Source organism: Metabacillus dongyingensis (genome assembly GCF_019933155.2).
Lineage (GTDB): Bacteria > Bacillota > Bacilli > Bacillales > Bacillaceae > Bacillus_P > Bacillus_P dongyingensis.
The window spans coordinates 3,799,519-3,823,198 of record NZ_CP082944.1; the positions used below are offsets into that span (position 1 = coordinate 3,799,519).

Annotated in this window: 23 protein-coding genes and 1 other annotated feature; all 23 genes read right to left on the bottom strand. The window is 40.3% G+C overall.

The window, feature by feature from the left end; all coding sequences use genetic code 11:
• Positions 1 to 51 precede the first annotated feature (51 nt).
• The 23 genes from K8L98_RS18890 to icd all read right to left on the bottom strand — a co-directional run bounded on the left by K8L98_RS18890 (position 52) and on the right by icd (position 23,620).
• A complete protein-coding gene (locus tag K8L98_RS18890; RefSeq protein WP_223437116.1) occupies positions 52 to 321 on the bottom strand; it encodes a DUF1294 domain-containing protein in 270 nt (89 codons plus the stop codon).
• Between the two features lie 230 nt (positions 322 to 551).
• Entirely contained in the window at positions 552 to 911 is a 360-nt protein-coding gene (gene rplT / locus K8L98_RS18895) for a 50S ribosomal protein L20 (protein WP_223437118.1), read from the bottom strand.
• A gap of 27 nt (positions 912 to 938) precedes the next feature.
• The gene (gene rpmI, locus K8L98_RS18900) at positions 939 to 1,139 is read right to left on the bottom strand and encodes a 50S ribosomal protein L35 (RefSeq protein ID WP_029279195.1); all 201 of its coding nucleotides are present in this window, start codon (positions 1,137 to 1,139) and stop codon (positions 939 to 941) included.
• 21 nt (positions 1,140 to 1,160) lie between these two features.
• Positions 1,161 to 1,679: a translation initiation factor IF-3 gene (infC, locus tag K8L98_RS18905; RefSeq protein WP_180850219.1), complete on the bottom strand. Its 519-nt coding sequence runs from the start codon at positions 1,677 to 1,679 to the stop codon at positions 1,161 to 1,163.
• 58 nt (positions 1,680 to 1,737) lie between these two features.
• Positions 1,738 to 1,867, bottom strand: a sequence feature (ribosomal protein L20 leader region).
• Between the two features lie 133 nt (positions 1,868 to 2,000).
• Entirely contained in the window at positions 2,001 to 3,932 is a 1,932-nt protein-coding gene (gene thrS / locus K8L98_RS18910; RefSeq protein ID WP_223437120.1) for a threonine--tRNA ligase, read from the bottom strand.
• Between the two features lie 496 nt (positions 3,933 to 4,428).
• Complete coding sequence (gene ytxC, locus K8L98_RS18915) at positions 4,429 to 5,253, bottom strand: putative sporulation protein YtxC (RefSeq protein ID WP_223437122.1); 825 nt, start codon at positions 5,251 to 5,253, stop codon at positions 4,429 to 4,431.
• A 219-nt stretch (positions 5,254 to 5,472) separates the two neighbouring features.
• Positions 5,473 to 6,408: a primosomal protein DnaI gene (gene dnaI, locus K8L98_RS18920; protein ID WP_223437124.1), complete on the bottom strand. Its 936-nt coding sequence runs from the start codon at positions 6,406 to 6,408 to the stop codon at positions 5,473 to 5,475.
• A gap of 19 nt (positions 6,409 to 6,427) precedes the next feature.
• Positions 6,428 to 7,837 carry a replication initiation and membrane attachment family protein gene (locus K8L98_RS18925; RefSeq protein WP_223437126.1) on the bottom strand — a complete coding sequence of 470 codons (1,410 nt, stop codon included), beginning with the start codon at positions 7,835 to 7,837 and terminating at the stop codon, positions 6,428 to 6,430.
• 60 nt (positions 7,838 to 7,897) lie between these two features.
• Positions 7,898 to 8,356: a transcriptional regulator NrdR gene (gene nrdR, locus K8L98_RS18930; protein WP_223437127.1), complete on the bottom strand. Its 459-nt coding sequence runs from the start codon at positions 8,354 to 8,356 to the stop codon at positions 7,898 to 7,900.
• Positions 8,357 to 8,430: 74 nt separating this feature from the next.
• The gene (locus K8L98_RS18935; RefSeq protein ID WP_223437129.1) at positions 8,431 to 8,829 is read right to left on the bottom strand and encodes a cytosolic protein; all 399 of its coding nucleotides are present in this window, start codon (positions 8,827 to 8,829) and stop codon (positions 8,431 to 8,433) included.
• A gap of 152 nt (positions 8,830 to 8,981) precedes the next feature.
• A complete protein-coding gene (gene speD, locus K8L98_RS18940; protein WP_070877709.1) occupies positions 8,982 to 9,362 on the bottom strand; it encodes an adenosylmethionine decarboxylase in 381 nt (126 codons plus the stop codon).
• Positions 9,363 to 9,829: 467 nt separating this feature from the next.
• On the bottom strand, positions 9,830 to 10,852 hold the full coding sequence (locus K8L98_RS18945) for a glyceraldehyde-3-phosphate dehydrogenase (RefSeq protein WP_223437131.1): 1,023 nt from the start codon (positions 10,850 to 10,852) through the stop codon (positions 9,830 to 9,832).
• Positions 10,853 to 10,976: 124 nt separating this feature from the next.
• Positions 10,977 to 11,582: a dephospho-CoA kinase gene (coaE, locus tag K8L98_RS18950; protein WP_223437133.1), complete on the bottom strand. Its 606-nt coding sequence runs from the start codon at positions 11,580 to 11,582 to the stop codon at positions 10,977 to 10,979.
• Positions 11,583 to 11,599: 17 nt separating this feature from the next.
• Positions 11,600 to 12,235, bottom strand: a complete 636-nt coding sequence (gene ytaF, locus K8L98_RS18955) for a sporulation membrane protein YtaF (protein ID WP_223437135.1) — start codon at positions 12,233 to 12,235, stop codon at positions 11,600 to 11,602.
• Positions 12,236 to 12,301: 66 nt separating this feature from the next.
• Positions 12,302 to 13,126 (bottom strand): DNA-formamidopyrimidine glycosylase, encoded by an 825-nt coding sequence (gene mutM, locus K8L98_RS18960; RefSeq protein ID WP_223437137.1) that lies wholly within the window; start codon positions 13,124 to 13,126, stop codon positions 12,302 to 12,304.
• Between the two features lie 12 nt (positions 13,127 to 13,138).
• The gene (polA, locus tag K8L98_RS18965; RefSeq protein WP_223437139.1) at positions 13,139 to 15,769 is read right to left on the bottom strand and encodes a DNA polymerase I; all 2,631 of its coding nucleotides are present in this window, start codon (positions 15,767 to 15,769) and stop codon (positions 13,139 to 13,141) included.
• Positions 15,770 to 15,915: 146 nt separating this feature from the next.
• Positions 15,916 to 16,851, bottom strand: coding sequence for a protease modulator HflC (gene hflC, locus K8L98_RS18970; RefSeq protein ID WP_223437141.1), 936 nt, complete (start codon positions 16,849 to 16,851; stop codon positions 15,916 to 15,918).
• Entirely contained in the window at positions 16,841 to 17,821 is a 981-nt protein-coding gene (gene hflK / locus K8L98_RS18975) for an FtsH protease activity modulator HflK (protein ID WP_223437143.1), read from the bottom strand. The genes hflC and hflK overlap by 11 nt, the downstream gene beginning before the upstream one ends.
• A gap of 218 nt (positions 17,822 to 18,039) precedes the next feature.
• On the bottom strand, positions 18,040 to 19,800 hold the full coding sequence (gene pnpS / locus K8L98_RS18980) for a two-component system histidine kinase PnpS (RefSeq protein WP_223437145.1): 1,761 nt from the start codon (positions 19,798 to 19,800) through the stop codon (positions 18,040 to 18,042).
• Positions 19,793 to 20,512 carry a response regulator transcription factor gene (locus K8L98_RS18985; protein WP_223437148.1) on the bottom strand — a complete coding sequence of 240 codons (720 nt, stop codon included), beginning with the start codon at positions 20,510 to 20,512 and terminating at the stop codon, positions 19,793 to 19,795. Before K8L98_RS18985 ends, pnpS begins: the two co-directional genes overlap by 8 nt.
• Positions 20,513 to 20,789: 277 nt before the next feature.
• Positions 20,790 to 21,266: a MaoC/PaaZ C-terminal domain-containing protein gene (locus tag K8L98_RS18990; RefSeq protein ID WP_223437150.1), complete on the bottom strand. Its 477-nt coding sequence runs from the start codon at positions 21,264 to 21,266 to the stop codon at positions 20,790 to 20,792.
• Between the two features lie 80 nt (positions 21,267 to 21,346).
• Positions 21,347 to 22,285 carry a malate dehydrogenase gene (gene mdh, locus K8L98_RS18995; protein WP_223437151.1) on the bottom strand — a complete coding sequence of 313 codons (939 nt, stop codon included), beginning with the start codon at positions 22,283 to 22,285 and terminating at the stop codon, positions 21,347 to 21,349.
• A 66-nt stretch (positions 22,286 to 22,351) separates the two neighbouring features.
• Entirely contained in the window at positions 22,352 to 23,620 is a 1,269-nt protein-coding gene (gene icd, locus K8L98_RS19000; RefSeq protein WP_223437153.1) for an NADP-dependent isocitrate dehydrogenase, read from the bottom strand.
• Positions 23,621 to 23,680 lie beyond the last annotated feature (60 nt).

Genomic DNA, 23,680 nt, shown 5'->3' on the forward strand with positions numbered 1-23,680 from the left:
GACTTTTTGTGAGAATCGTGTGTACTAAATTGTATCTAATTCAAAGCAGTATTATGACATCTTAAATAAAAAATAGCCCAACAGGAAGAGATGAATAATCATCAAAGCAGGCAGACCGACAACAAAAGATTGATGCTTCGTTTTGTGTCTGAAAGCGTTCATTCCAATTGTCAGCCCGATCGCTCCCCCAATGAAGCCAATAAGCCAAAGATTGCTTTCTTTAATTCTCCATTGTCCCTTTTTAGCTTTATTTTTATCTGCTCCCATTAAATAGAAGCCATAAATATTCAGCAATATGTAATAACTGATCAAAAGCGCCATCATCTTCATCCTTTCTATAAGAAAAGCGCAAGTGCCCGTTTAACTCTGTCATGACAGATAAGAATCCGGCAGAAAAATCCGGGTTTGACTATATTGACGGAATTGTTCTGACCGAGGTGTCAGGCGCTTCCGCTTGCCATCCAAGCGCAAAATTCTATCTTCCTTATCCATTTTAAAATAATGAGAAAAAAGGCCATTCTCAAACGGTGAGAATGACCTTTCTGCAGCGATTAGCTGTTTAATTTTGCTTTAGCAGCGTCTGCTAATTGAGCAAATGCTTGAGCATCAGTTACAGCAAGCTCAGCAAGCATTTTGCGGTTTACTTCGATGCCAGCAAGCTTTAAGCCATGCATTAAACGGCTGTAAGAAAGACCATTCAAGCGAGCAGCTGCGTTGATACGAGTAATCCAAAGCTGACGGAAATCGCGTTTTTTCTGACGGCGATCGCGGTAAGCATACATTAATGATTTCATTACTTGCTGGTTAGCAACTTTGTATAATGTATGTTTTGAACCGTAATAACCTTTAGCTAATTTAAGAACTTTTTTACGTCTTTGACGTGAGACAGTACCGCCTTTTACTCTTGGCATGTCAATTCCCTCCTATGTGAAAACGAATTATTTAATATTATCTAATAAATGACGGATGCGTTTGAAGTCGCCTTTGCTTACTAAAGTGCCTTTGCGAAGTTTGCGTTTTGCTTTTGTAGATTTGTTAGCAAATAAATGGCTAGTATAAGCGTGTGAACGTTTTAATTTACCTGATCCAGTCTTTTTGAAACGCTTTGCAGCGCCGCGATGAGTTTTCATTTTTGGCATAAGGTATTCCTCCTCGTATCTTTACTTTTCTACTTTAGGTGCTAGAACCAAGAACATGCTGCGTCCATCCATTTTCGGATGTGACTCAATTGTACTTAAATCTTCACAAGCTTTAGAAAAACGGTCTAAAACACGTTGACCAATTTCTTTATGAGTGATTGCACGGCCTTTAAAACGGATAGAAGCTTTCACTTTGTCTCCTTTTTCAAGGAACTTGCGTGCATTCTTAAGTTTTGTGTTAAAATCATGCTCATCAATTGTCGGGCTGAAGCGAACCTCTTTAATACTGATGATCTTTTGATTTTTACGTGCTTCTTTATCTTTCTTTTGCTGCTCAAAACGGAATTTGCCGTAGTCCATAATACGACATACAGGTGGTTTCGCGTTTGCAGCAACTAAAACTAAATCAAGATTCGATCTGGCAGCAATCTCAAGCGCCTCTTGGCGAGATTTAATTCCAAGCTGGTCGCCATTTGCACCAATCAGACGAACCTCACGAGCGCGAATTCCATCGTTTACCATCATGTCTTTGCTAATAATTAGCCACCTCCAAGGATTTTTAACTGAACAGATGAATTGTTTGTGCTACACTTTCTTGAAAAACAAAAAAGTGTGGGCGCACAAAACACCCACACTACGATTTAGTATACTAAGTATATATAGTCGTAAACCTGCAGACTGCAATAATGCGTCGATCAGGTGAGAAGCGGGTGCTTCTGCTTGCAAGACAAACTTCTATTCAATTACCCTGCAAATTATATCACGAAAAATTTTCCGCTGTCAAGTCATGCTGGTTTATTGCAACAAAATGAATTGTATCAAACATTTACTGGATGTGCAATACTTTTTTTTGAGAAGATTTTATCTCTTCACTTCTTTTACGATACCTTCGATAAACTCTTTTAGAGCAATTGTCTCTGATTTTTGTTCCCCGTATTTGCGGACATTAACGGCAGATTCAGCCGCTTCATTATCACCGACAACAAGCATATAAGGTGTTTTCTGAATTTGCGCCTCACGGATTTTATAGCCGATCTTCTCATCGCGTGCGTCAAGCTCTACGCGGATTCCTTCAGCCTGCAGCAGTTCTTGAACTTTTTTTGCATAATCAAGGTGCACAGAAGGTGAAACCGGAATTACCTGCACTTGTGTCGGAGCGAGCCAAGTCGGGAAAGCCCCTTTGTATTCTTCAATCAAGAATGCAACAAAGCGTTCCATTGTTGATACTACCCCGCGGTGAATAACAACTGGGCGGTGCTGTTTGCCGTCCTCACCGACATAATTTAAATCAAAACGCTCAGGCAATAAGAAGTCAAGCTGAACGGTAGAAAGCGTTTCATCTTTTCCAAGCGCTGTGCGGACTTGCACATCAAGCTTTGGACCATAAAAAGCTGCTTCGCCGTCTGCTTCAAAATAATCAAGCTGAAGCTCATCCATTGCTGACTTCAGCATGCTTTGAGCTTTTTCCCACATCGCATCATCATCAAAATATTTCTCCTTATCCTCTGGATCGCGGTAAGAAAGACGGAATGAATAATCATTGATTCCAAAATCTTTATATACTTCTTCAATCAATCTCACAACGCGGATAAACTCGTCTTTAATTTGATCCGGACGGACAAAGATATGTGCATCATTAAGTGTCATCGCACGCACGCGCTGAAGCCCGCTGAGTGCACCTGACATTTCATAGCGGTGCATTGTGCCCAGCTCAGCTACACGGATCGGAAGCTCGCGGTAACTGTGAATATCATGCTTGTAAACCATCATGTGGTGCGGACAGTTCATTGGACGAAGAACTAAATCCTCATTATCCATAGACATTGCAGGGAACATGTCGTCCTGGTAATGATCCCAGTGACCTGATGTTTTGTACAGCTCCACACTTCCCAAAACAGGAGTGTAAACGTGCTGATAGCCCAAGCGCTCTTCTTTATCCACAATGTAGCGCTCGACGATGCGCCGGATTGTCGCACCTTTTGGAAGCCAGATTGGCAGACCCTGACCTACTTTTTGAGATGTAGTGAATAAGCTCAGTTCTTTTCCCAGCTTGCGGTGATCGCGCTCTTTCGCTTCTTCCAATAAACGAAGATGCTCATCTAAGTCGGCTTTTTTAATAAAAGCTGTGCCATAAATGCGCTGCAGCATTTTATTGTTGCTGTCTCCGCGCCAGTACGCACCAGCAACACTTAAAAGTTTAAACTCTTTTAATTTTCCAGTTGAAGGAACATGAATTCCGCGGCAAAGATCGAAAAATTCGCCCTGTTCATAGATTGTCACCTTTTCGCCTTCAGGGATAGCATCAAGCAGTTCTAGTTTTAGGTTATCTCCAATCTCTTCATAGATGGCTTTTGCTTCTTCCCGCGTTACTTCCTTGCGGACAACCTCAATGTTTTCATTGATGATTTTTTTCATTTCTTTTTCTATTGCCGGAAGATCTTCAACAGAAATCGATTGGTCCATATCAATGTCATAATAGAATCCATTCTCGATAACCGGGCCAATTCCAAGCTTCACATCTTTGTAGATCCTTTTTATAGCCTGCGCGAGTACGTGTGCAGAACTGTGACGGATAATCTCTAATGCATCAGAACTGTCCAATGTGACTATTTCTATGCTGCCATCTTGATTGATTGGTGTTTTCAAGTCAATTAATTCACCATTGAATTTACCTGCCAATGATTTTTTTCTAAGCCCCGGGCTGATGGATGCCGCAATATCTTCAGTTGTTGTGCCTGCCTGATATTCCTTTACAGCTCCGTCCGGAAATGAAATTTTTACAGCGTCTGACATCCTTGTCACTCCTTAAATATAATTTTTTAAAAAATAAAAAACTCGTCCCTATAGTAAGGGACGAGTGATTATTCGCCGTGGTTCCACCCTTGTTTCCATCCGCAAAATACAGTGAATGGCTCAAAAAAATCTGTAACGGGAATACCCGTCAGCAATTACTGGGCAGCATGCCTTTCATAGCTGAAGTTTAGAGGTGGTAAGCGAGTTATTCATGCCAGGAAGCTCTCAGCCGTGACTTCCCTCTCTTTGCGCCGTGATAACACCCTCATGTCCTCATCATAACTTATCATGTATTTACTACGTATTATAGAATCATTTCCAGGGGAAATCAAGATTATTCAGCTTTTTTTATAAGATAAGGTAGTATCAGCATTGGTGACTGGCTTCATCTCCCAGCTCCCTTGCCAGAACAAATCCCGCCCAAAAAGTCAAACCCGAACTTTTCTGCCTGATTCTTATCTGTCATGCCTGGGCTAAATGGCCGTTTCCGCTTTTCTTAAATACCGGACATTTTTCTGGGATAAATGTTTACCCGCTCCAAAAAGATATTCTGTATCGTCCGTATCATGCCAAAGTCAGGTGAATCGGTATATAAATGAATTTTGTTTGGAGCAATTGACACCAGCGGCGCCAAAAGCGAGGCATCAATGTACATAGGATGCTGATGAATAAAAGACCGGTCAATATACTTCATCAGCTCATCCTGGCTCAGTTCAGCAAAATGTTCATTGTAAACTGTCAGCTCTTTTTCATGCACGATGTGAAGCACGTTCACTTTCGTTTCTCTGTTCATGGCATAATCTCTTAAACTTTGAATAAAAGTCTGATATTCCTGCTCGAGCTTGTACTCTTCGATCGCAACCTCAATATATTTATATAAACGCTCCACATACTGGTGAAGACGGAACTTTATAAAGGATGGAAGAGCAAAAGACAGATCTGGCCTGATAAAATCGGCCAGAGCTTCATAGATGGGAGTTTCCCTTTGCGGAAGCTGATCAACGTTTGGAATCTCGCTGCGTTCTCCTTCAATAATCGCCTCGGCAATATGTATAATTTGCTGTTGTTCCTCTGGCTCTTGGAAAAAGAATTTGTCTTTGAGGATGGACAGCATCATGTGAGATTCTTTGTACTTCAGGATGTAGCGGACGATCACCGGAATCAGAAGGACGTTAATCATCTCACCTGGATCATTGCTTTCAATCTGGATTCCATGTTCCTTTATTCTAACAATCTCAGCTTTCCATTTATCACGCTCATGATCAATCATATTGTGGACTGTTTCTGCTTCATGCGGAGAATTGAAAAATATTTCGATCATGGTTGTCCCCCCTTTTTAGCCAATACCTGATTTCATGTATATGGCGGAGAACCGTTAAATAGAATTCTTTTTTAAAGGGAATTAGAAACGTGCAAGCTCCTTTCCGTTCTGACCCGAGGTTCCGGGCGTCCGATTGCAATCAAATCGCAGCATTTTTATACTTACTTTAAAATAAATAAAAAACACAGTCCCTGTAGAACTGTGTCTGGCACTGCATATTTATCTCTCCCGCCAATTTCGTCCTTTTAACTCATATGGATCGGCAAGATATTTAATTCTCTCCATGATCCGCGCTGATTTGACAGGTTCTTCTTCCCCGCGCTGCGTAACACTTAAGTGACTCTGCAGATCTTTCATGCTGAAGTTTGATGTGAAAAATGTCGGAAGATTTTCAAGCATGCGATATTGAAGAATAGAGCCTAATATATCATCCCGAATCCAGCTGGACATCGCTTCTGCGCCAATGTCATCGAGCATAAGCACTTTCACTTTTTTAACGGCATCAATCTTGTCTTCAAGTGAATTGTCATGGAGCGAGCTCTTCAGCTCTCTCATAAATTCGGGAACATAGACGAGCATGGAAGGGATTTTTTTCTTGGCGATCTCGTTCGCAATGGCTCCAAGTATATAGGTTTTGCCGACTCCAAACGAACCGTATAGATACATTCCCTTTACCTGTTTTCCTGCCTCATATTCTTCGCTGAAGCTAAGCACCATATTGACAACTCTTATTCTGCTGTCTTCTTTAAGGTCAATATCTTCAAGTTTCGCATTAAGAATATCACGGGGAATAAACATGGATTTAATTAAAGCCTGATGTTTTTTCCGTTCATCCTCCGCTTCCTTCATTGGACAAACCTCATATTTTAAATCAATCGTTTTCCCCTGAAGAATGAGCTTGGGATGATATCCCTCAACTAAATTCTTGCACTCTGACAGACTTGGGCAATCTGCACACCGCTTGCTTTGGCCGATATATTCATACAGCTTGATTAGACTTCTGTTAATCATCGCATCATTAATTTCTGTACGATGTTCACTCAGAAATTGTTGAATATCGGGATTCTTCATAATTTGTGCTTTCATCGCACTCATCCGTTTTTGAAAATCCTCACGGCCCGCAAGTCCGCTTAATGTTTTATTAATCGATTCCACTTGGATTCACCTCCAATTGTTAATCTGACTGCTGCTGTCTGTATTGTTTTATTTTTTCTTCAAGCCTTTTCCGCTCAAGATCCACTTCTGTTTGGCTGACTTCTTCTTTGGTATCAGGTTTTTCCAGGTCTTCTTTAAGCCACTGAGGAAGCTTCTCTTTCCGTATCAGCTTTCTGCCTGTTTTAGAAACGGTTTTCTTTTCGGCCCACTCCTGATATTGTCGATGCTCCTGCTTTGCAAGCTCCATAGCCGATTTCACAGTGGATACTTGTTTTCTTGCCCAGTGACTTGCAATTTTTTGCACATATGTTTTCGATAGCTTCATATCTGTTTTTAACATTACATAGTAAATTAAAACATTAACGACGCCAGGATGAAGCTTTTGCTTAAACATTACTTCTTCAACGATCTGCAGATCTGCAGCTGATGGCTCAATACCGTCTGCAAGATCCATTAAAAACTGCTTTGGCGATATTGAATCCAGCTGTCTGATCAGCATTTCCTCCTGAGACAGTTCTTTTTTTGAGGAAGTCTCAGATCTTAGTAAAACCGGCTGGATTTTATCGGCAAGTGCAGGCAATTTTTCGCCGTGTTCAAACTGATACCAGTCTCTTGCAGCTTTTCTCAAACTGTCGATCCGGATTGTTTCATTTGCGTCAATTGCATTCATCACGACATTCTTCATTTCCATTGCACCAATGCCATACAAGTATGAAAGCTTTTTAATGGTTTCTTTCACTTTCTTTGTTATGGATTTTCTGGGAATGACAGCTTCTGACAACCCTGCAAAAAATAAATCAAAATCAAACACTTCATCTGTCATCTGAGGCGATGCGGCTTCTCCTGAATGATAAAATTCTGATCCTTTTTCAAGTTCAAGGTCTTCCTGCACCTCATCTGTGAGTCTGGAAATCATTTCACTCGGCTGAAGAGATTTAAATACCTCATTAAACGGTCTGGTAATCTGAACAAGATCAGGAGACAGACTGCTGTCTGCAAAAAACTTTTTCAGCTGATTGTATTTGTTTTTCCCAACGCGATTATATAAATAAATGTTTAATACCCCATCCTGAAAAAAATCAGCAGGCTTCAGGGGAGGCATTAATTCGTAGATGTACAGCTTAGTGTCACTTTGTTCCTTTTGATACGTTTTTAATAATCCGATGCCTTCAAGTTTAATCCGCTCTTCATAGATTTCTCTCAGGTTGCTTTGCATGAGGGACATCAGCCCATGATGTGTCGTTTCTTCGCTCCACATCCGGTCCTGTTCAAGCTCCGCCCAAAGCGTCATATAAAGACCATAGCATTTTGCACCTAATAGCGGCTGATAAAGCAGCGTCAAAACTTTCCTGTCAAAATCCTGCAGGACACCATTCATTTTGACCAAATACCGATCAACAGGCAATAACTGATTCCAATGCTTGTCCATTACTTTCCCTCTATTTCATAAGTTGAAAAAAGAGCCTGAAGCGATTCCTTCACGAGCTCTTTATTTCACCTTTTTAATCAGTTCTGATAACTCTTGAATGAAAACATTGATATCTTTAAATTGACGGTAAACTGAAGCAAACCGGACGTATGCAACTTCATCAACGTGTGCAAGTCTGTCCATTACCATCTCGCCGATATCTTCACTGTTTACTTCTGAGATTCCTTGATTTCTTAATTCCTTTTCAATATCCTGTACGATTTCCTCTAATTTCGTAAGGGGCACAGGGCGTTTTTCGCAAGCCTTAATCAAGCCCCGCAGGATTTTGTCCTTGCTGAACTCTTCTCTAACGCCTTCTTTTTTTACAACAATCAGCGGAATTTCTTCCACTTTTTCAAAGGTTGTAAACCGATATTGGCATTCCTCGCATTCACGTCGTCTTCGAATCGATTTCCCTTCATCCACAGGCCGAGAGTCAAGCACTCTTGTTCCATTATGCTGACATGTTGGACATTTCATACTACCAGCTCCAATCCAAAAGCATCAGGGTTGTTTCTTTATTTTTCATGAAAATAAATGACATGCTGCAAGAATCACTTTGGATACAGTCCGGTTCCAATAAACGGCAGTGCCTTGTTCAGCTTTTCATAGGCATCAATAATCAGCTTCCGGCTGAATCCGAAATCGCTTGCCAATTTAGTGTCTGCTGATACATTAAAATCAATGGCTGTTTCATATGGTCTCACCGAAACGATGGTGATAATCATCAGCGCTTTTTTCGGCTTGTCAATCACAATGCTGATTTCGCCTCGGTCTTCTGAAACAGATGTTACCGTCGCACCGGGCTGTTTGCTGAATGTATTTTCAACAGCTTCAATTGCCTTTTTTGCAGTTGTTTTATAATAATGGCTTTTTAAATCGTCGTCATAGTGATTTTCGGACGTTTCTTGACCTGTAGAAAGAAAAACCTTCATTTTTCGCAGTATGCTCATAGTCGGATAAAGCTCCTTTTATTGTTTTCTATATGTAAACTTGTAATTCTTAGACAAAAGTGCAGGTTTTTATTATAAAAGAACATTTCAGAAACATAAGAAAAAAGAGGTGCTGCTGCACCTCTTTTATTTTACATTAAAATGATTCATCATTAAAGAGCTTTTACTTGAGCTTGTTTAACTTGTACAGGACCCATGCCGCGCGGAATTTCAATATTCTCGCGAGTTTGTGCTCCAAGAGCTTCTGCAATGTAGTCAGCAGCAATATTTGGATTTAAGTCACCGCATGTGTATACATCGATGCTTGCATATCCGTGCTCAGGGAAGCTGTGGATCGTTAAATGTGATTCAGAGATGATAACAACTCCGCTTACACCTTGTGGAGCAAATTTATGAAAGGCAACCTCTCGTACTTCGGCACCTGATTTTAATGCAGCATTTACAAACGTTTTTTCAATGTATTCCATGTCGTTTAGCTTATCAAAGTCGCATCCCCATAATTCTGAGATAACGTGTCGTCCCATTGTTTCCATTTTTAATGGATCCCCCTTTAGCAAAATTAGTTTACATGAATTCTTCGCAAATGGTTTGTTCAACTACCACGGGGGAAAGTTAGTCCAAAGAGGTCCTAACCCTTTAAGTAGCCACAAGGCCGTGCTTAGTAAGAAGTTCACGAAAAATAGTATACTTCCTTTAGTTTGTTTTTGCAACAAACTTTTTTTGAAAAAATACAGCACAGTTTCTCACATGAACCGCAGAGCCCGCCAAAACTGATTTTAGAGAAGCCCATTTTTTCTTACTATCCTCTTTTTTGCGGTGATGGTTAAATTTATGAAACTGAGAACGTTTGTTTCAACCGCTTAAGACGGTTTTATAACATTATCTAAACGCATAGATGCTGTACATCCGTTAATCCATCTATTTACATTCTCCAGCTCAGATTCCTTAGACATAAAAAAAACAGGCTGCCAGCGCAGCCTGTTTTCATCTTATCATCCTATTAAACTGCAGACAGCCGCTTCATTTTTGAAGCAACAAATTGAACAAGGTCAACGACTCTGCATGAATATCCCCATTCATTGTCATACCAGGCCAGTACTTTTATTTTACGGCCCGCCATCACAATTGTTGATAAACCATCAATGATAGCAGAGTGGGGGTTTGTATTGAAATCTATAGAAACAAGCGGTTCTGTCGTGAAGTCCAGCACTCCTTGTAAAGGTCCGCTTGCTGCAGTCATAAATGCAGAACTTACTTCTTCAACCGTTACATCCCTCTTCACATCCACCACAAGATCTACCAGTGAAACATTTGGTGTCGGCACTCTGAGCGCCATCCCATGCAGTTTTCCCTTAAGATGCGGCAATACGAGTGACAGTGCCTTTGCTGCTCCTGTAGTTGTTGGAATAATGGACTGGCCGCAGGCTCTTGCTCTGCGAAGGTCTTTATGAGGGTTATCTATGTTTTTTTGATCATTTGTGTACGCATGTACTGTCGTCATTAATCCGTTTTCAATTCCGAATTGCTCGTCAAGTACTTTTACAACTGGCGCGAGACAGTTTGTTGTGCAGGAAGCATTTGAAATAATGATATGCTGTTCATTATTGTAAGCCTCTTCATTTACTCCCATCACAATTGTTACATCTTCGTTTTTGCCAGGTGCCGTCAGGACTACTTTTTTAGCCCCTGCCTGTACATGGTACATAGCTTTTTCGCCGTCATTGAACTTACCCGTTGCTTCAATGACGATATCAATATCCATCAATCCCCATGGCAAATCCCTGGGATCTCTGAAATTCAACAGTTGGATTTTTTGTCCATTTACAAGTAAATAATCATCGAATGGAATAACTTCTCCCTCGAATTTCCCATGATTTGTATCATATTTTATCATGTGCGCCAACGTCTCAGCCGGATAGCTGGCGTTAATCGCTACAATCGATAAACCCTCTTCAAAGATTGCTTTTCTAAATACCATTCTCCCAATGCGACCAAAACCGTTAATGGCAATCTTCGCTTTCATACCATTACCCCTTCCGGATTATGTGATATACTAATATATGCTTAATTTCATAAATAGTATATCACATTTGACCACTAATAGGATGATTAATTTCGTTTTTTTTCAAAAAAAAAAGAATCAAGCTTCATTTAGAAGCAAGATTCCATTTTTTCATTAAGTCTTCAAATTGTCTTTTCGTAGACTGAAGCGAGCCATTGTTATCGATCACTTCATCAGCTTTGTCCTTCTTATCCTTCAGAGGCAGCTGTGACTGTATCCGCCACTCGGCTTCCTGTTTTGTCAATTGATTCCGGTTCATCAGACGCTCAAGCTGCACCTGGGAATCTACATATACAACAACTGTTACGTCTGCCATATGTGCTAAATTGCTTTCAAATAAGAGAGGAATATCCAGCACAACCGCAGGCTCATTTCTTCTTTCGGCATCCTCTTTTTGTTTCAGCATTTCCTTGCGGACAGCAGGATGAACGATGCCGTTTAATTTTTTTCGCTCTGTTTCATTTTGAAAGACGATGCTGCCTAACTTTTCACGGTCAATTGCACCATCATCTTTTAAGATGCTGCGCCCAAATGTTTCTACCACTAAATGGTAAGCTGGTTCTCCTGCTTCCACTACTTGTTTGGCGATTACATCTGCATCTATTACCGGGATATTTGCATCCTTAAACATGTTTGAGACTGTGCTCTTTCCGCTGGCTATGCCTCCTGTTAATCCAATCGCCAATGTCAATTTGAACCCTCCTTCCCCTACAGCTTCCAGACGCCTAAAATAATCAGCAGGACACCTGGTAAAAAAGTGAGTCTATCCATCCAGGCAAACCGTGAAAAGAGATGGCCTGATTTTATCCCAAACGCTACAAACAATGAGCTCATAACAGCTACCAGCAAGCTTGTTAATATAGGCGAATACCCTAAAAGAGCAGCTCCAATTCCAGCTCCAAATGCATCAAGTGATAACGCAAAACCCAGCAGCAGCGCCTCTACTCCTGTAATAGTTCCTGATTTATCAATATCCGCCGCAGTAGGCCTGCTTAATATATTTATCACAATTCCGAAAGATTTAATCTCTAAGTTGAGCAGTGTTTTCTCCGATTCTTCCTGCGTCATTTCTTTTACAGGCCGAAAAAACTGATAAAGAACCCACGCTCCAATGGCAATTAAGATCATGCCTCCAAGTTTTCCAGTCAGACTATGGGGGAGAAATGACGTAAGCAGATGACCTGCTCCCATAGCAAAAAGCAAAGTCACTGCCGAACAGCAGGCAATAATAACGATTGATTTAAATGGCATGCTCATTTTTCTTAATCCATAAGTAAACCCGACTGAAAAACTATCCAAACTTACTGCAAATGCTAATAAAAAGAGTGATGCAGCTGCAACCATAAACCATGCCCCTTCCGCAAAAAAGCTACGGTAGTATATGACAATGGCCTATGAGTTGTTAAAGTCTCATCGCTGGCAATTTTCGCAGTAGTGTGTTCCTCTGCCCCCTACAGCTGTTTTTATCAGCGTTTTTCCGCAAACTTTACACGGCTCATTCGTTCTTCCGTAAACAAACAGTTCAAGCTGGAACATACCAATCTGCCCTTGTGTGTTGACATAGGATCTTATGGTGCTGCCGCCTTTTTCAACCGCCTCACTTAAAGTAAGAATAATCTCATTGTGAAGCTTTACGATTTCCTCATCTGATAACTCGTTTGAAGGGCGTTCAGGGTGAATGCCCGCCCGGAATAAAGCCTCATCAACATATATATTCCCTAGTCCGACCATCACTTTTTGATCAAGCAGGACAACTTTTACTTTCCGATTTGTTTTTTGGAGCTTTTCGCTTAGATAACTCACTGTAAAATTCTCAGAAAAAGGCTCAGGTCCTAAATGAGATAAGGGAAGATCGAGTTCCTCCTCTCCCTTTTTGAAAAGATGCATTGTTCCGAACTTGCGTACATCTTTATATCTCAGTTCTGTACCGTCTGTCATCGCAAAAACAACATGGGTATGTTTATCAATGGGGTCAGAGTCCTTATATAAGCCGTATCTTCCTTCCATTCTCAGATGTGAAACGAGCACATAGTCATCAAGGAAAAATTTCAGGAACTTTCCCCTTCTCCCTACATCATGGATTGTCTGACCAGCGACTGCATCCTGAAATTGCTCAGTCACTTCCGGTCTTTTAATGATTTTAGGCCAATGAATATAAACGGCTGCTATTGTTTTTCCTTTTACAAGTTCAATAAGTGTCCGTCTTACGGTTTCTACCTCTGGCAGTTCAGGCATCCTATCACTTCCTTATTTTGCGTCATACCATGATGATCCGAATGAATAATCAACTTTAAGCGGCACCTTTAGTTCAACGGCATGCTCCATCACTTGCGGAACCAATTTTTCCAGAATTTCGATTTCACTTTTAGGCGCTTCAAAGATCAGTTCATCATGCACCTGCAGCAATAATCGTGTTTTCAGGTTCTTTTCTTTCAGCTGTGCAGCCATATCTATCATCGCTTTTTTAATGATATCAGCTGCACTTCCCTGTATCGGTGTATTCATAGCCGTTCTTTCGGCAAAACTGCGCACATTGAAATTTCTGCTTGTAATCTCAGGAATGTATCTGCGGCGCTGCAGCAGTGTTTTTACATAGCCATTTTGCTTTGCTTCCTGAACGATTTCTTCCATATACTCTTTGACACCATCGAAGCTTTCCAGGTAACGTTTAATAAATTCACCCGCTTCTTTACGGGTGATATTTAAGCTTTGAGATAAACCATAATCACTTATGCCGTAAACAATACCAAAGTTTACGGCTTTTGCCTGTCTTCTCATATTGGATGTCACGGCTTCCGCTTCAACATGAAACACATCCATTGCCGTTTTCGTATGAATGTCCAGATCATTTTGGAAGGCTTCAATTAAATTGATGTCTCCTGCTATATGGGCAAGAACTCTCAGCTCAATTTGAGAATAGTCTGCAGCAAACATTACCCAGTCTGGTTCAGAGGGGACAAAGGCCTGGCGGATTTTACGCCCTTCTTCTAACCTGATTGGTATGTTCTGCAGATTTGGATCTGTCGAGCTTAAACGCCCTGTCTGCGTTAATGTCTGAACATATCTTGTATGGACTTTATTTGTGTCGCGGTGAACAACTTTCAGCAGCCCTTCAATATAAGTTGACTGCAGCTTCCCAAGCTGACGGTAATGGAGGATTTCCTGAACGATCTCATGCCTGTCTGCAAGTTTTTCAAGAACATCTGCAGATGTAGAATATCCTGTTTTTGTCTTCTTTACAGCTGGAAGCTGAAGCTTATCAAATAAAATCACGCCGAGCTGCTTCGGAGAATTAATGTTGAATGCTTCCCCTGCTAAACGATGGATATTTTCTTCAAGAGTTTTTAACCGTTCAGTCAGCTGCTGGCCCATATCATTTAAACGGTCCACATCCACCGTTACACCTGTTGCTTCCATATCAGCTAAAATGATCGAAAGCGGCATTTCAAGTTCCTGATAAAGCGCAAGCTGTTCATTCTCCTCCAGTTCAAGCTGAAGTTTTTCCCTGACTGTTTGAAGAGCTTTTCCTTTCCGGACCAGATGCTCTGCAAGCCTTTCTGTATCCGGAATCCTCCGCTTGGCCCCTTTTCCATATACAGTATCATTAGACTGAACGATATGTATTCCTTTATGACGGGCAACACTTGCAGCATCATCAAACGTTTGTGAAGGATCGAGGATGTATGCCGCAAGCAAAACATCAAATTCAACTGCATTCAGATCAATTCCCTGCCAATGAAGAGCCACAATTGATTGTTTAGCATCGTAAACGGTTTTCCGTTTCGTATCATCTGATGCCCATTTTGAAAACTTTTCAGATTTCAAAGCAAGATCGGTCGGAACATAAAAGTTTCCGTTCTCATTTATAATGGCAAGGCCGATAATGTCGCTGTTATGATAATTCTCTTCCAATACTTCCACGATTAGAACAGCTTCATCTGTAAGGAGGTCATCTGTTATTTCTTCTGCAATTTCAAATTGGACATCCTCAATTGGCTGTTCCTCAATGTCTGCTTCCACTCCAAGCTTATCGAGAAGCGAATTGAATCCAAGCTCTTTGTAAATCCCTATTACACTCTTTACATCGTAGCCCCCGTACTGCACATCATCCAATGTGATTTCTACCGGTGCATCACAGTTGATTGTTGCAAGCTCCTTGCTCATAATGGCCTGGTCCTTATTTTCCTCGAGCTTCTCTTTTAACTTTTTCCCGGTTACCTGATCAAGTGACTCAAGGAGCCGCTCAAGCGTTTCGTACTCCTTAAGAAGCTTAATTGCTGTCTTCTCTCCTACTCCTGGTACTCCGGGGATATTATCCGAGCTATCACCCATTAACCCTTTCATATCCACAATCTGAGCCGGAACAAGTCCATATTTCTCCTGAACAAACTCCGGTGTATATGAATCAACGTCAGTAATTCCTTTTCTAGTAATATCAACAGTGATATGCTCTGAAACAAGCTGAGTTAAATCTTTATCGCCGGAGATGACTTTCACTTCAAATCCATCCTTCTCGGCCTGTCTTGATAGAGTTCCTATTATGTCGTCCGCTTCAAAATTTGGAAGTTCATATCTTGATATGCTGTAGGCATCCAGCATCTCGCGGATAAACGGAAACTGCTCCGACAGCTCTGGCGGTGTCTTTTGTCTTCCGCCCTTATATTCTTTATACGTTTCATGTCTGAAGGTAGTTTTCCCTGCATCAAATGCAACTAGAAGATGGGAAGGTTTTTCATCCTCAAGAATTTTCATAAGTATCATAGTAAATCCATATATAGCATTGGTATGTACACCTTTATCATTATTCAGCAGCGGCAATGCAAAAAAAGCGCGATAGGCAATGCTGTTCCCGTCAATGAGAACAAGTTTTTTTGTCATCCAAATGAACCTCCTGTAGTAAAAATTGCACCTGAAAATATGTTTTTTTATAAAAAAAACCCATGATTATCTTTCTCTATTCTACCATGACAGGCAGATAGAAAGAAAATCAAGGGGGATTATTATTTCTTTAAAGGTGTTAAAGATTATTCCGTCTCACCCATCAATGTTTTTGCATACTCAGAGTCAAACGGCATAATGATGACTGTTTCCTTGCCGATTGTTTTCTTGTATGATTCCAGAGTGCGATACAGTTCATAGAATTCAGGATCTTTTGAATAGGAACTGTTGTATACCTTACCTGCTTCCTTTTCACCTTGACTTCGAATGACGTCTGCGTCTGCAGCCGCTTTAGCAAGCATTTCTTTTACAGTCCGGTCTGTCTCTGCAATGATCGTATTTTTCCGGGCATCTCCCATAGATAAATACTCCTGGGCTGTAGACTGACGTTCTGAGATCATCCTGGTGTAAACCGATTCCTCATTATCTTCAGGAAGATCTGTTCGTTTAATCCGGACGTCCGTTACACTGATGCCGTATTCATCTTTTTCAAGAAGTGAATTCACAATATCTGTTACTTTATCGTTAATGCTTCCCCGTGAAGATTTTTCATCGTTGATGATCTCATCATAGTTCAATTTCCCAAGTTCAGAACGAACAGTAGAGAACGTGAATTCAGCCATCTTTGTTTCAGCATTGACAAGTGTTCTTGCATTGGCAATCAATTTTTTGGGGTCATCTACTTTCCACACAGCATAGTTATCTATCAAGATGCGCTTTTTATCTTTTGTATTAATTTCCGCCTCTTCTACATCAAAAGTCATTTGGTATTTTGGAATGGAAGATACCGTTTGTACAAATGGTATTTTTATGTGCAAACCTGGTTTTTCAATAATTTTAACAACTTCCCCAAACTGGCGGATTACTTTGTACTCATTTTCTTTAACAACGAAAAGATTTGTCAGCAGCATAACAGCAAGGATCAGCGTTAAAATGAACCAGATCGCCGTGCGGATATACTTCCGGTATCCGCTGAAATCTCTGCGCTCATTTTTCATTTTGACTAGATTATCATTGGCCATTTTTATCACTTCCTTTTTCATCTGCTGCTTTAGGCATAGCCTCTGTTTGTTTTTGCATTTCTCCAATCGGGAAATACTTCATTGTGTTTCCGTCATCTTTCATGAAATAAATGCTTGCTCCCGGCAGTACTTGATCAATCGTCTCAAGGATTAAGCGTTTTTCAGTGATTCCCTTTGCATTCTGATATTCACTCAAAACGGCATTGAAAGTAGCCACCTCACCGCGTGCTTTCTCAATTCTTGCGGTTTTATCACCTTCTGCTTTTGAGATTAATGCATTTTTTTCCCCTTCTGCCTCTTGAGTACGCTGATTTGAATATTTCTTTGCTTCATTTATTTTTGTATTCATCGTTTCACGGGCACTTGTTACATCTGTAAAGGCTTTGCGAACCTCATCATTCGGCAGATCAACATCCTGCAGCTTCACAGCAAGGACCGAAATACCGATATCATATTTTTCAACGAGGGAAATTAAAAGCTCCTGTACATCTTCCTCGATTTCAACTTTTCCGGATGTCAGTGCATCGTCAATAATTGAACTTCCGATAATACTTCTTAATGAGGCAGATGTAGCATCATATAAAATTTCCTGAGGATCCTCAGAGTTAAATAAATATTTTTCAGGATTGGTGATTTTCCATTGCACAACCATATCGGCCAAAACAATATTTTCATCACCCGTGATCATTTTTGTGTCTTTTGGAAATGACTTCACATCTCCATCCTTTTCTGTGTACCCAAACTGAAGACTGAATGTTTCTTTTGACAGTTTTTCTACTTTTTGAATTGGCCACGGCATTTTAAAGTGAAGTCCAGGTTCACTTATGCCTTCTTCCACTTCACCAAATGTAATAATAACAGCCTGATCCGATTCATCGACCGTATACCAGGTTGTAAAAGCGATAATAGCTAAAACAATAACTAATAAGACAGCTCCGATTATTGTATAAATGCGCTTGATGCTGATCATTTCTACGCCCCCTTTTTCCCTTCATAAATATTTACGCAATTCCCAAGAAAAGGTTTCATTTATTTGTAAGCATTTTTATCTACACGAACAAAAAAAGGGACGAGAACAGGGAATGTTCTCGTCCAAAAGATTGGCTCCTTGGATGAAGGGGTTTTCACTTATTATATTAACAGCACTTTATTAAGTAAAATTAAATGTGATGTAAATATAATGTAAAACTAATCTAAATGATGATTTTTATTTAGTTTTACTGTGAACGTCGTTCCTTCGCCTACCGTGCTGTTTACAAAAATCTGGCCCTTATGCGCTTCAACTAAATGCTTCACAATAGCAAGCCCAAGGCCCGTTCCTCCTGAGTTCCGGCTTCTCGCTTTATCTACTCTGTAAAAACGTTCAAAAATCCTCGGAATCTCTTCTTTTTCAATACCAATGCCTGTATCGCTGACAATAAAAGTTGCGTAACTTTCACCGTCTTTTAAAAACACCTGAACTCTGCCGCCTTTAGGGGTATAGTTCAAAGCATTGCTTATGAGATTAATAAAGATTTGCTTCAGACGATACACATCCCCATACACATAGAGTTCGCCTGAATTTACATGCAGTGATAACTCAATTTCTTTCTCATCTGCTTTGCTTTTAAGAATGATAATGACCTCTTCAAGGATTTCCTTTGCATTGCAGTTTTGAAGATTGAGCTTGAAGCCCTGCTGTTCAATTTTCGATAAATCCAGCAAATCCTGAATCAGCGTTTGCAGTCTGTCGCTTTCCTTTAAAATGATAGACAGAAAATACTCCAGTGTCTGCTTGTCCTCAAGTGCACCATCAAGCAAGGTCTCCGTAAAGCCTTTTATGGATGTGATTGGCGTTTTCAGCTCGTGAGATACATTTGCAACGAAGTCTTTTCGCATTTGCTCAAGCTTTTTAAGTTCCGTAATATCATGAAAAACCAGAACGATGCCTTTCCATTCATCGTTTGTGCCAATAATCGGAGCACCATAGACTTCAAAATGCCTGCGCTCTATTTTCAGCGGAAGATGCAGCTGTTTTCTCGCCTTAATTTCAGTCATAAAGATGTGTTCGACCAAATCCACAATTTCTTTATGCTGGAATGCTTCATAGTACAGCTTATATAAAAAGTCGGTAGATTCAATATTAAATAATTCTTTGTATGCACGATTGACAAGATTGATATACCCTCTTCCATCAATCAAAATCAATCCGCTGCCCATATTTTCTATTAAAGTCTGCAGACGATCCTGCTGCATTTCCTGGGCACGGTTCATATCCTGAAGATTTCTTGCCAGTATATTTATTGATTGACTCAGCATGCCTGTTTCATCCATATGGTCTTCATACGTTCTCGCTTTATAGTTGCCTTTTGCAAGCTCCATGGCCACATTTGTTGCAGATTCAATTGGTCGCGTATAGCGCGACGTAATTCTTACCGCAAGCAGAAGAATAACGAGAAGAGCCAAACCAAGGCTTGCAATGAGAAGAATCCAGATCTGCTGATTGATTTTCTTTAAAGAGTTTTCTGTAGAACTCAGGACAATGTATCCTTGCTTCACATCCTTTTCAATGTAAGGCAAACCGTAAAAATAAAGATTGTCTTCTTCAATATTGAGTTTGAATCCTTTTTTGGAATTGCGGTGTTTCAGCAGAATTTCTTTCGCAATGGCATCATGGTCTTGCTGAAAAGGTCCTGCATCCTTTAAAACGTTTCCGTTTCGATCATAGATTGTAATATGGGAATTGATTGTATCACTGTAATTTTGAAGAAACGAATCGAAATCAGGAGACGCAAATCCTTTTTCCTGAATAAAAAGCTCAGTTATTTTTGCCTCTTCTTTTATCCGCTCCTGAAAAGAATTCATATAATAACTGCCGAATATTTGACCAAGAAGCAGCCCGAGGCCAATTAAAACAGCAATAATCAGTGTGATAATAGCAAATATCAGGCGTGAGCGAAACCTATTCATCCATTCTAGGCTCCTCGAGCTTGTATCCCAGTCCCCTTATCGTTTTTATGTAAAGCGGTTTTTTTGTGTTTCGTTCAATTTTTTCACGCAAGTGGCTGATATGAACATCAACGATTCGGGTATCTCCGGCGAAATCATAGTTCCATACTGCGCTCAACAGCTGGTCCCTTGTAAGCACACGTCCCTTATGTCTGGCTAAATAAACAAGAAGTTCGAATTCTTTGGGAGTCAGCTCAAGACGTTCATCTCCGTAATATGCCTCATAATGTTCCGGGAGAATCTTCAGATCTCCAATCATCATTCTATCAGAAGTATCGAGCTCTTTGATTTCTGTATCTGCTGAAGTCTGAGTTCTTCTTAAGATAGCCTTTACCCTCGCAACTACTTCTCTTGGACTGAAAGGCTTTGTCATATAATCATCTGCGCCCAGTTCTAAACCCAAAACTTTATCAAATTCATCATCCTTAGCCGTTAGCATAAGAATCGGCACCATGATTTTCTTTTGTCTAAGCTGTTTGCATACCTCTATGCCGTCCATTTTGGGAAGCATGAGATCCAGCACCATTAAATCAGGCGATTCATTTAAACCCTTTTCAAGACCTTCTTCTCCATCGATTGCTGTAATGACTTCAAAACCCGCTTGAATAAGATTGTATTGAAGCAGGGTTAATATTGATTGTTCATCATCTACGACCAGAATTTTCTTACTCATATAAGCCTCCACCAAATAGTTTTACCCCAAACAATCCAAATTGCTTTATCTCTTTTTATATCTCCATTATAGAGGATAGATGCAATTGAACAAACGTTTTCTTTCAGATCGTGCAAATCCTGCTTAAAATAGGCAGGTTCCTATTCATTAGAATGACCAATAAAAAGCAGACAAATTCCTATTGGATTCATAATGGAGAAGTAGAAAAGTACATGTATCAGGGATATTTATTAAAATAAAATACCAGCATCCGCTTTAGGACGCTGGTATTTTAGGATTAAAAGTTTTCAAGAGCATGTCCGTCCATTGAAGAAAGCTGAACTGGCGGTACGACAGTGATCGTTCCTTCGATAACAGTCACTTCTTTTTCATTTAGCGCTTCTACACGCAAGGTAATTTGATTCTCTGTTTTATTTACATCTGTGACTTCAAAGAAAAACTGAATCATGCTGTAATGATAGACTGGCAGGGGAAAAGAGAGGTTCTGCTGCAGAATATGGCTTCCTGGTCCCGGCAAATATTTCGAAACAGCAGAAGTAATAATTCCTGTCAGCATGATACTTGGTACAATCGGTTTTTCATAAGGTGTTAAAGAGGCATAGTCATGCTGAATGTACAGCGGGTTCGCGTCATTCGTCAGTCCAAGATACAGGAGCAGATCTTTATCTTCAATCTTTTCAGTAAGCGTTAATTTTTCGCCTGTTGTAATCTCTTCGATTTGTCTCCCAAGTTTTCTTTTTTTGCCAAGCAGCATTTTCGGGTCACCTCCAAAATTGAAAACGTTTACAATTCGTTTAGTAAAGAAGTTGGGGATTTCACCCCAACTTCAGTTTTTTACGAAAGAACTTTCATTACGCTTTTTACAGATTCTGCAGACTTTGTTAAAGCTTCTTTTTCGTCAATTGTTAATTCAAGTTCAATAATTTGCTCAAGCCCGTTACCGCCAAGGATAGTTGGCACGCCAAGGTAAATTCCTTTATAGCCATACTCGCCTTCTAAGTAGACAATCGCAGGGATTACGCGGCGCTGATCTTTAAGGATCGCTTCTGACATTTCAACTAATGAAGCTGCTGGAGCGTAATACGCGCTGCCATTGCCTAATAAGTTAACAATTTCTCCGCCGCCTTTGCGTGTTCTCTCAACGATTGCTTCTAAACGGTCTTTCGGGATCAGTGTTTCAAGCGGAATTCCGCCTGCATATGAGTAGCGTACTAGCGGAACCATATCGTCTCCGTGTCCGCCTAGTACAAAACCTGTTACATCCTTCACCGAAAGATTCAGCTCTTGAGCAACGAATGTACGGAAGCGCGCTGTATCAAGTACTCCTGATTGTCCGATAACACGGCTTTTCGGGAACCCTGATTCTTTATACACAGTGTATGTCATTGCATCAACAGGATTAGTTAATACGATAATAATTGTATTTGGAGAGTATTTTACAATTTCTTTTGTAACACTCTTCATAATTTTTTGGTTTGTTTGAACTAGATCATCTCGGCTCATTCCAGGTTTGCGGGCGATGCCTGCTGTAATGATGACAATATCAGAATCAGCTGTATCGGCATAATCGCTTGTTCCAATAATATTTGCATCAAATCCTTGAACAGGGCTTGCTTCAAGCATATCTAAAGCTTTTCCTTTAGTAGGATTCTCAAGCTGCGGAATATCTACTAATACAACATCTGAAAGTTCTTTTTGAGCTAATAGAAATGCCGTAGTCGCACCAGTGAAGCCGGCGCCTATGACTGATACCTTTTTACGTTTCATTCCCATTTAAAACATCTCCTTTACATGGTAAGGCTATTTTTCTTATAAGAAAAATAGCCTTACCTTGTTTACTTACATTTTGCTGATTAAAGCATCAGCGAATTCAGAGCATTTTACTTCTTTAGCGCCGTCCATTAAACGGGCAAAGTCATACGTTACTACTTTATCTGAGATTGATTTTTCCATTGCGTCCACAACTAATTTAGCTGCTTCATTCCAGCCTAAGTGCTCAAGCATTAACACACCAGACAGAATAACAGATGATGGATTTACTTTATCAAGTCCCGCATATTTAGGAGCTGTGCCATGAGTAGCCTCGAAGATAGCATGTCCAGTTTCATAGTTGATATTTGCTCCAGGAGCAATACCGATTCCGCCAACTTGAGCAGCAAGGGCATCAGAAATGTAATCTCCGTTTAAGTTCATTGTTGCAACTACGTCAAATTCACGCGGACGAGTTAAGATCTGCTGAAGGAAGATATCTGCAATCGAATCTTTTACAATGATTTTGCCTGCAGCTTCTGCATCCTGCTGTGCTTTGTTTGCAGCATCCTTGCCGTCTTTTTCTACAATGCGGTCGTATTCAGCCCAAGTAAATACTTGATCTCCGAATTCTTTTTCAGCCAGTTCATAGCCCCAGTTCTTGAAAGCACCTTCAGTATATTTCATGATGTTTCCTTTATGAACAAGTGTAACTGATTTGCGGCCTTCTTTAATTGCATAATTGATTGCTGCACGCACGAGTCGCTGAGTTCCCTCTTCAGAAACAGGTTTAATGCCGATGCCTGAAGTTTCAGGGAAACGGATTTTATTAACGCCTAATTCATTTTTAAGGAAAGAAATCAATTTTTCTACTTCTTCTGATCCTTTAGCATACTCAATACCTGCATAGATATCTTCCGTATTTTCACGGAAAATCACCATGTCTGTATCTTCAGGACGCTTAATTGGAGAAGGAACTCCATTAAAATAGCGTACAGGACGAAGACAAGTAAACAAGTCAAGCTCTTGACGAAGAGCAACATTCAATGAACGGATTCCTCCGCCTACTGGAGTAGTTAAAGGTCCTTTAATAGCAATGAAATATTCGCGGATTACTTCGAGTGTTTCTTCAGGGAGCCATTCTCCAGTTTTGTTAAATGCTTTTTCTCCAGCTAAAACTTCTTTCCACTCAATTTTCTTTTCACTATTATATGCTTTATCAACTGCTGCCTCTAAAACGCGTGAAGCAGCCGCCCAGATATCAGGACCAATTCCGTCCCCTTCGATAAATGGAATGATAGGATTGTTAGGTACGTTTAATACTCCATCTGCAACTGTAATTTTTTGTCCTTGTGTCAAAATAATGACCTCCTGTTATGTAATATAAAAATGGAATCGCCTGGTTAACTCAAGCAGGCA

What these genes read in the sequence shown, in the direction of transcription:
- rpmI (WP_029279195.1), bottom strand. Translation starts at nt 1,139, where the DNA reads ATGCCAAAAATGAAAACTCATCGCGGCGCTGCAAAGCGTTTCAAAAAG.
- K8L98_RS18985 (WP_223437148.1), bottom strand. Translation starts at nt 20,512, where the DNA reads ATGAGTAAGAAAATTCTGGTCGTAGATGATGAACAATCAATATTAACC.
- K8L98_RS18935 (WP_223437129.1), bottom strand. Translation starts at nt 8,829, where the DNA reads ATGAGCATACTGCGAAAAATGAAGGTTTTTCTTTCTACAGGTCAAGAA.
- rplT (WP_223437118.1), bottom strand. Translation starts at nt 911, where the DNA reads ATGCCAAGAGTAAAAGGCGGTACTGTCTCACGTCAAAGACGTAAAAAA.
- K8L98_RS18890 (WP_223437116.1), bottom strand. Translation starts at nt 321, where the DNA reads ATGGCGCTTTTGATCAGTTATTACATATTGCTGAATATTTATGGCTTC.
- hflC (WP_223437141.1), bottom strand. Translation starts at nt 16,851, where the DNA reads ATGGCCAATGATAATCTAGTCAAAATGAAAAATGAGCGCAGAGATTTC.
- K8L98_RS18990 (WP_223437150.1), bottom strand. Translation starts at nt 21,266, where the DNA reads ATGCTGCTTGGCAAAAAAAGAAAACTTGGGAGACAAATCGAAGAGATT.
- mutM (WP_223437137.1), bottom strand. Translation starts at nt 13,126, where the DNA reads ATGCCTGAACTGCCAGAGGTAGAAACCGTAAGACGGACACTTATTGAA.
- pnpS (WP_223437145.1), bottom strand. Translation starts at nt 19,800, where the DNA reads ATGAATAGGTTTCGCTCACGCCTGATATTTGCTATTATCACACTGATT.
- K8L98_RS18925 (WP_223437126.1), bottom strand. Translation starts at nt 7,837, where the DNA reads ATGGACAAGCATTGGAATCAGTTATTGCCTGTTGATCGGTATTTGGTC.
- polA (WP_223437139.1), bottom strand. Translation starts at nt 15,769, where the DNA reads ATGACAAAAAAACTTGTTCTCATTGACGGGAACAGCATTGCCTATCGC.
- nrdR (WP_223437127.1), bottom strand. Translation starts at nt 8,356, where the DNA reads ATGAAATGTCCAACATGTCAGCATAATGGAACAAGAGTGCTTGACTCT.
- K8L98_RS18945 (WP_223437131.1), bottom strand. Translation starts at nt 10,852, where the DNA reads ATGAAAGCGAAGATTGCCATTAACGGTTTTGGTCGCATTGGGAGAATG.
- ytaF (WP_223437135.1), bottom strand. Translation starts at nt 12,235, where the DNA reads ATGGTTGCAGCTGCATCACTCTTTTTATTAGCATTTGCAGTAAGTTTG.
- ytxC (WP_223437122.1), bottom strand. Translation starts at nt 5,253, where the DNA reads ATGATCGAAATATTTTTCAATTCTCCGCATGAAGCAGAAACAGTCCAC.
- hflK (WP_223437143.1), bottom strand. Translation starts at nt 17,821, where the DNA reads ATGATCAGCATCAAGCGCATTTATACAATAATCGGAGCTGTCTTATTA.
- mdh (WP_223437151.1), bottom strand. Translation starts at nt 22,285, where the DNA reads ATGGGAATGAAACGTAAAAAGGTATCAGTCATAGGCGCCGGCTTCACT.
- speD (WP_070877709.1), bottom strand. Translation starts at nt 9,362, where the DNA reads ATGGAAACAATGGGACGACACGTTATCTCAGAATTATGGGGATGCGAC.
- thrS (WP_223437120.1), bottom strand. Translation starts at nt 3,932, where the DNA reads ATGTCAGACGCTGTAAAAATTTCATTTCCGGACGGAGCTGTAAAGGAA.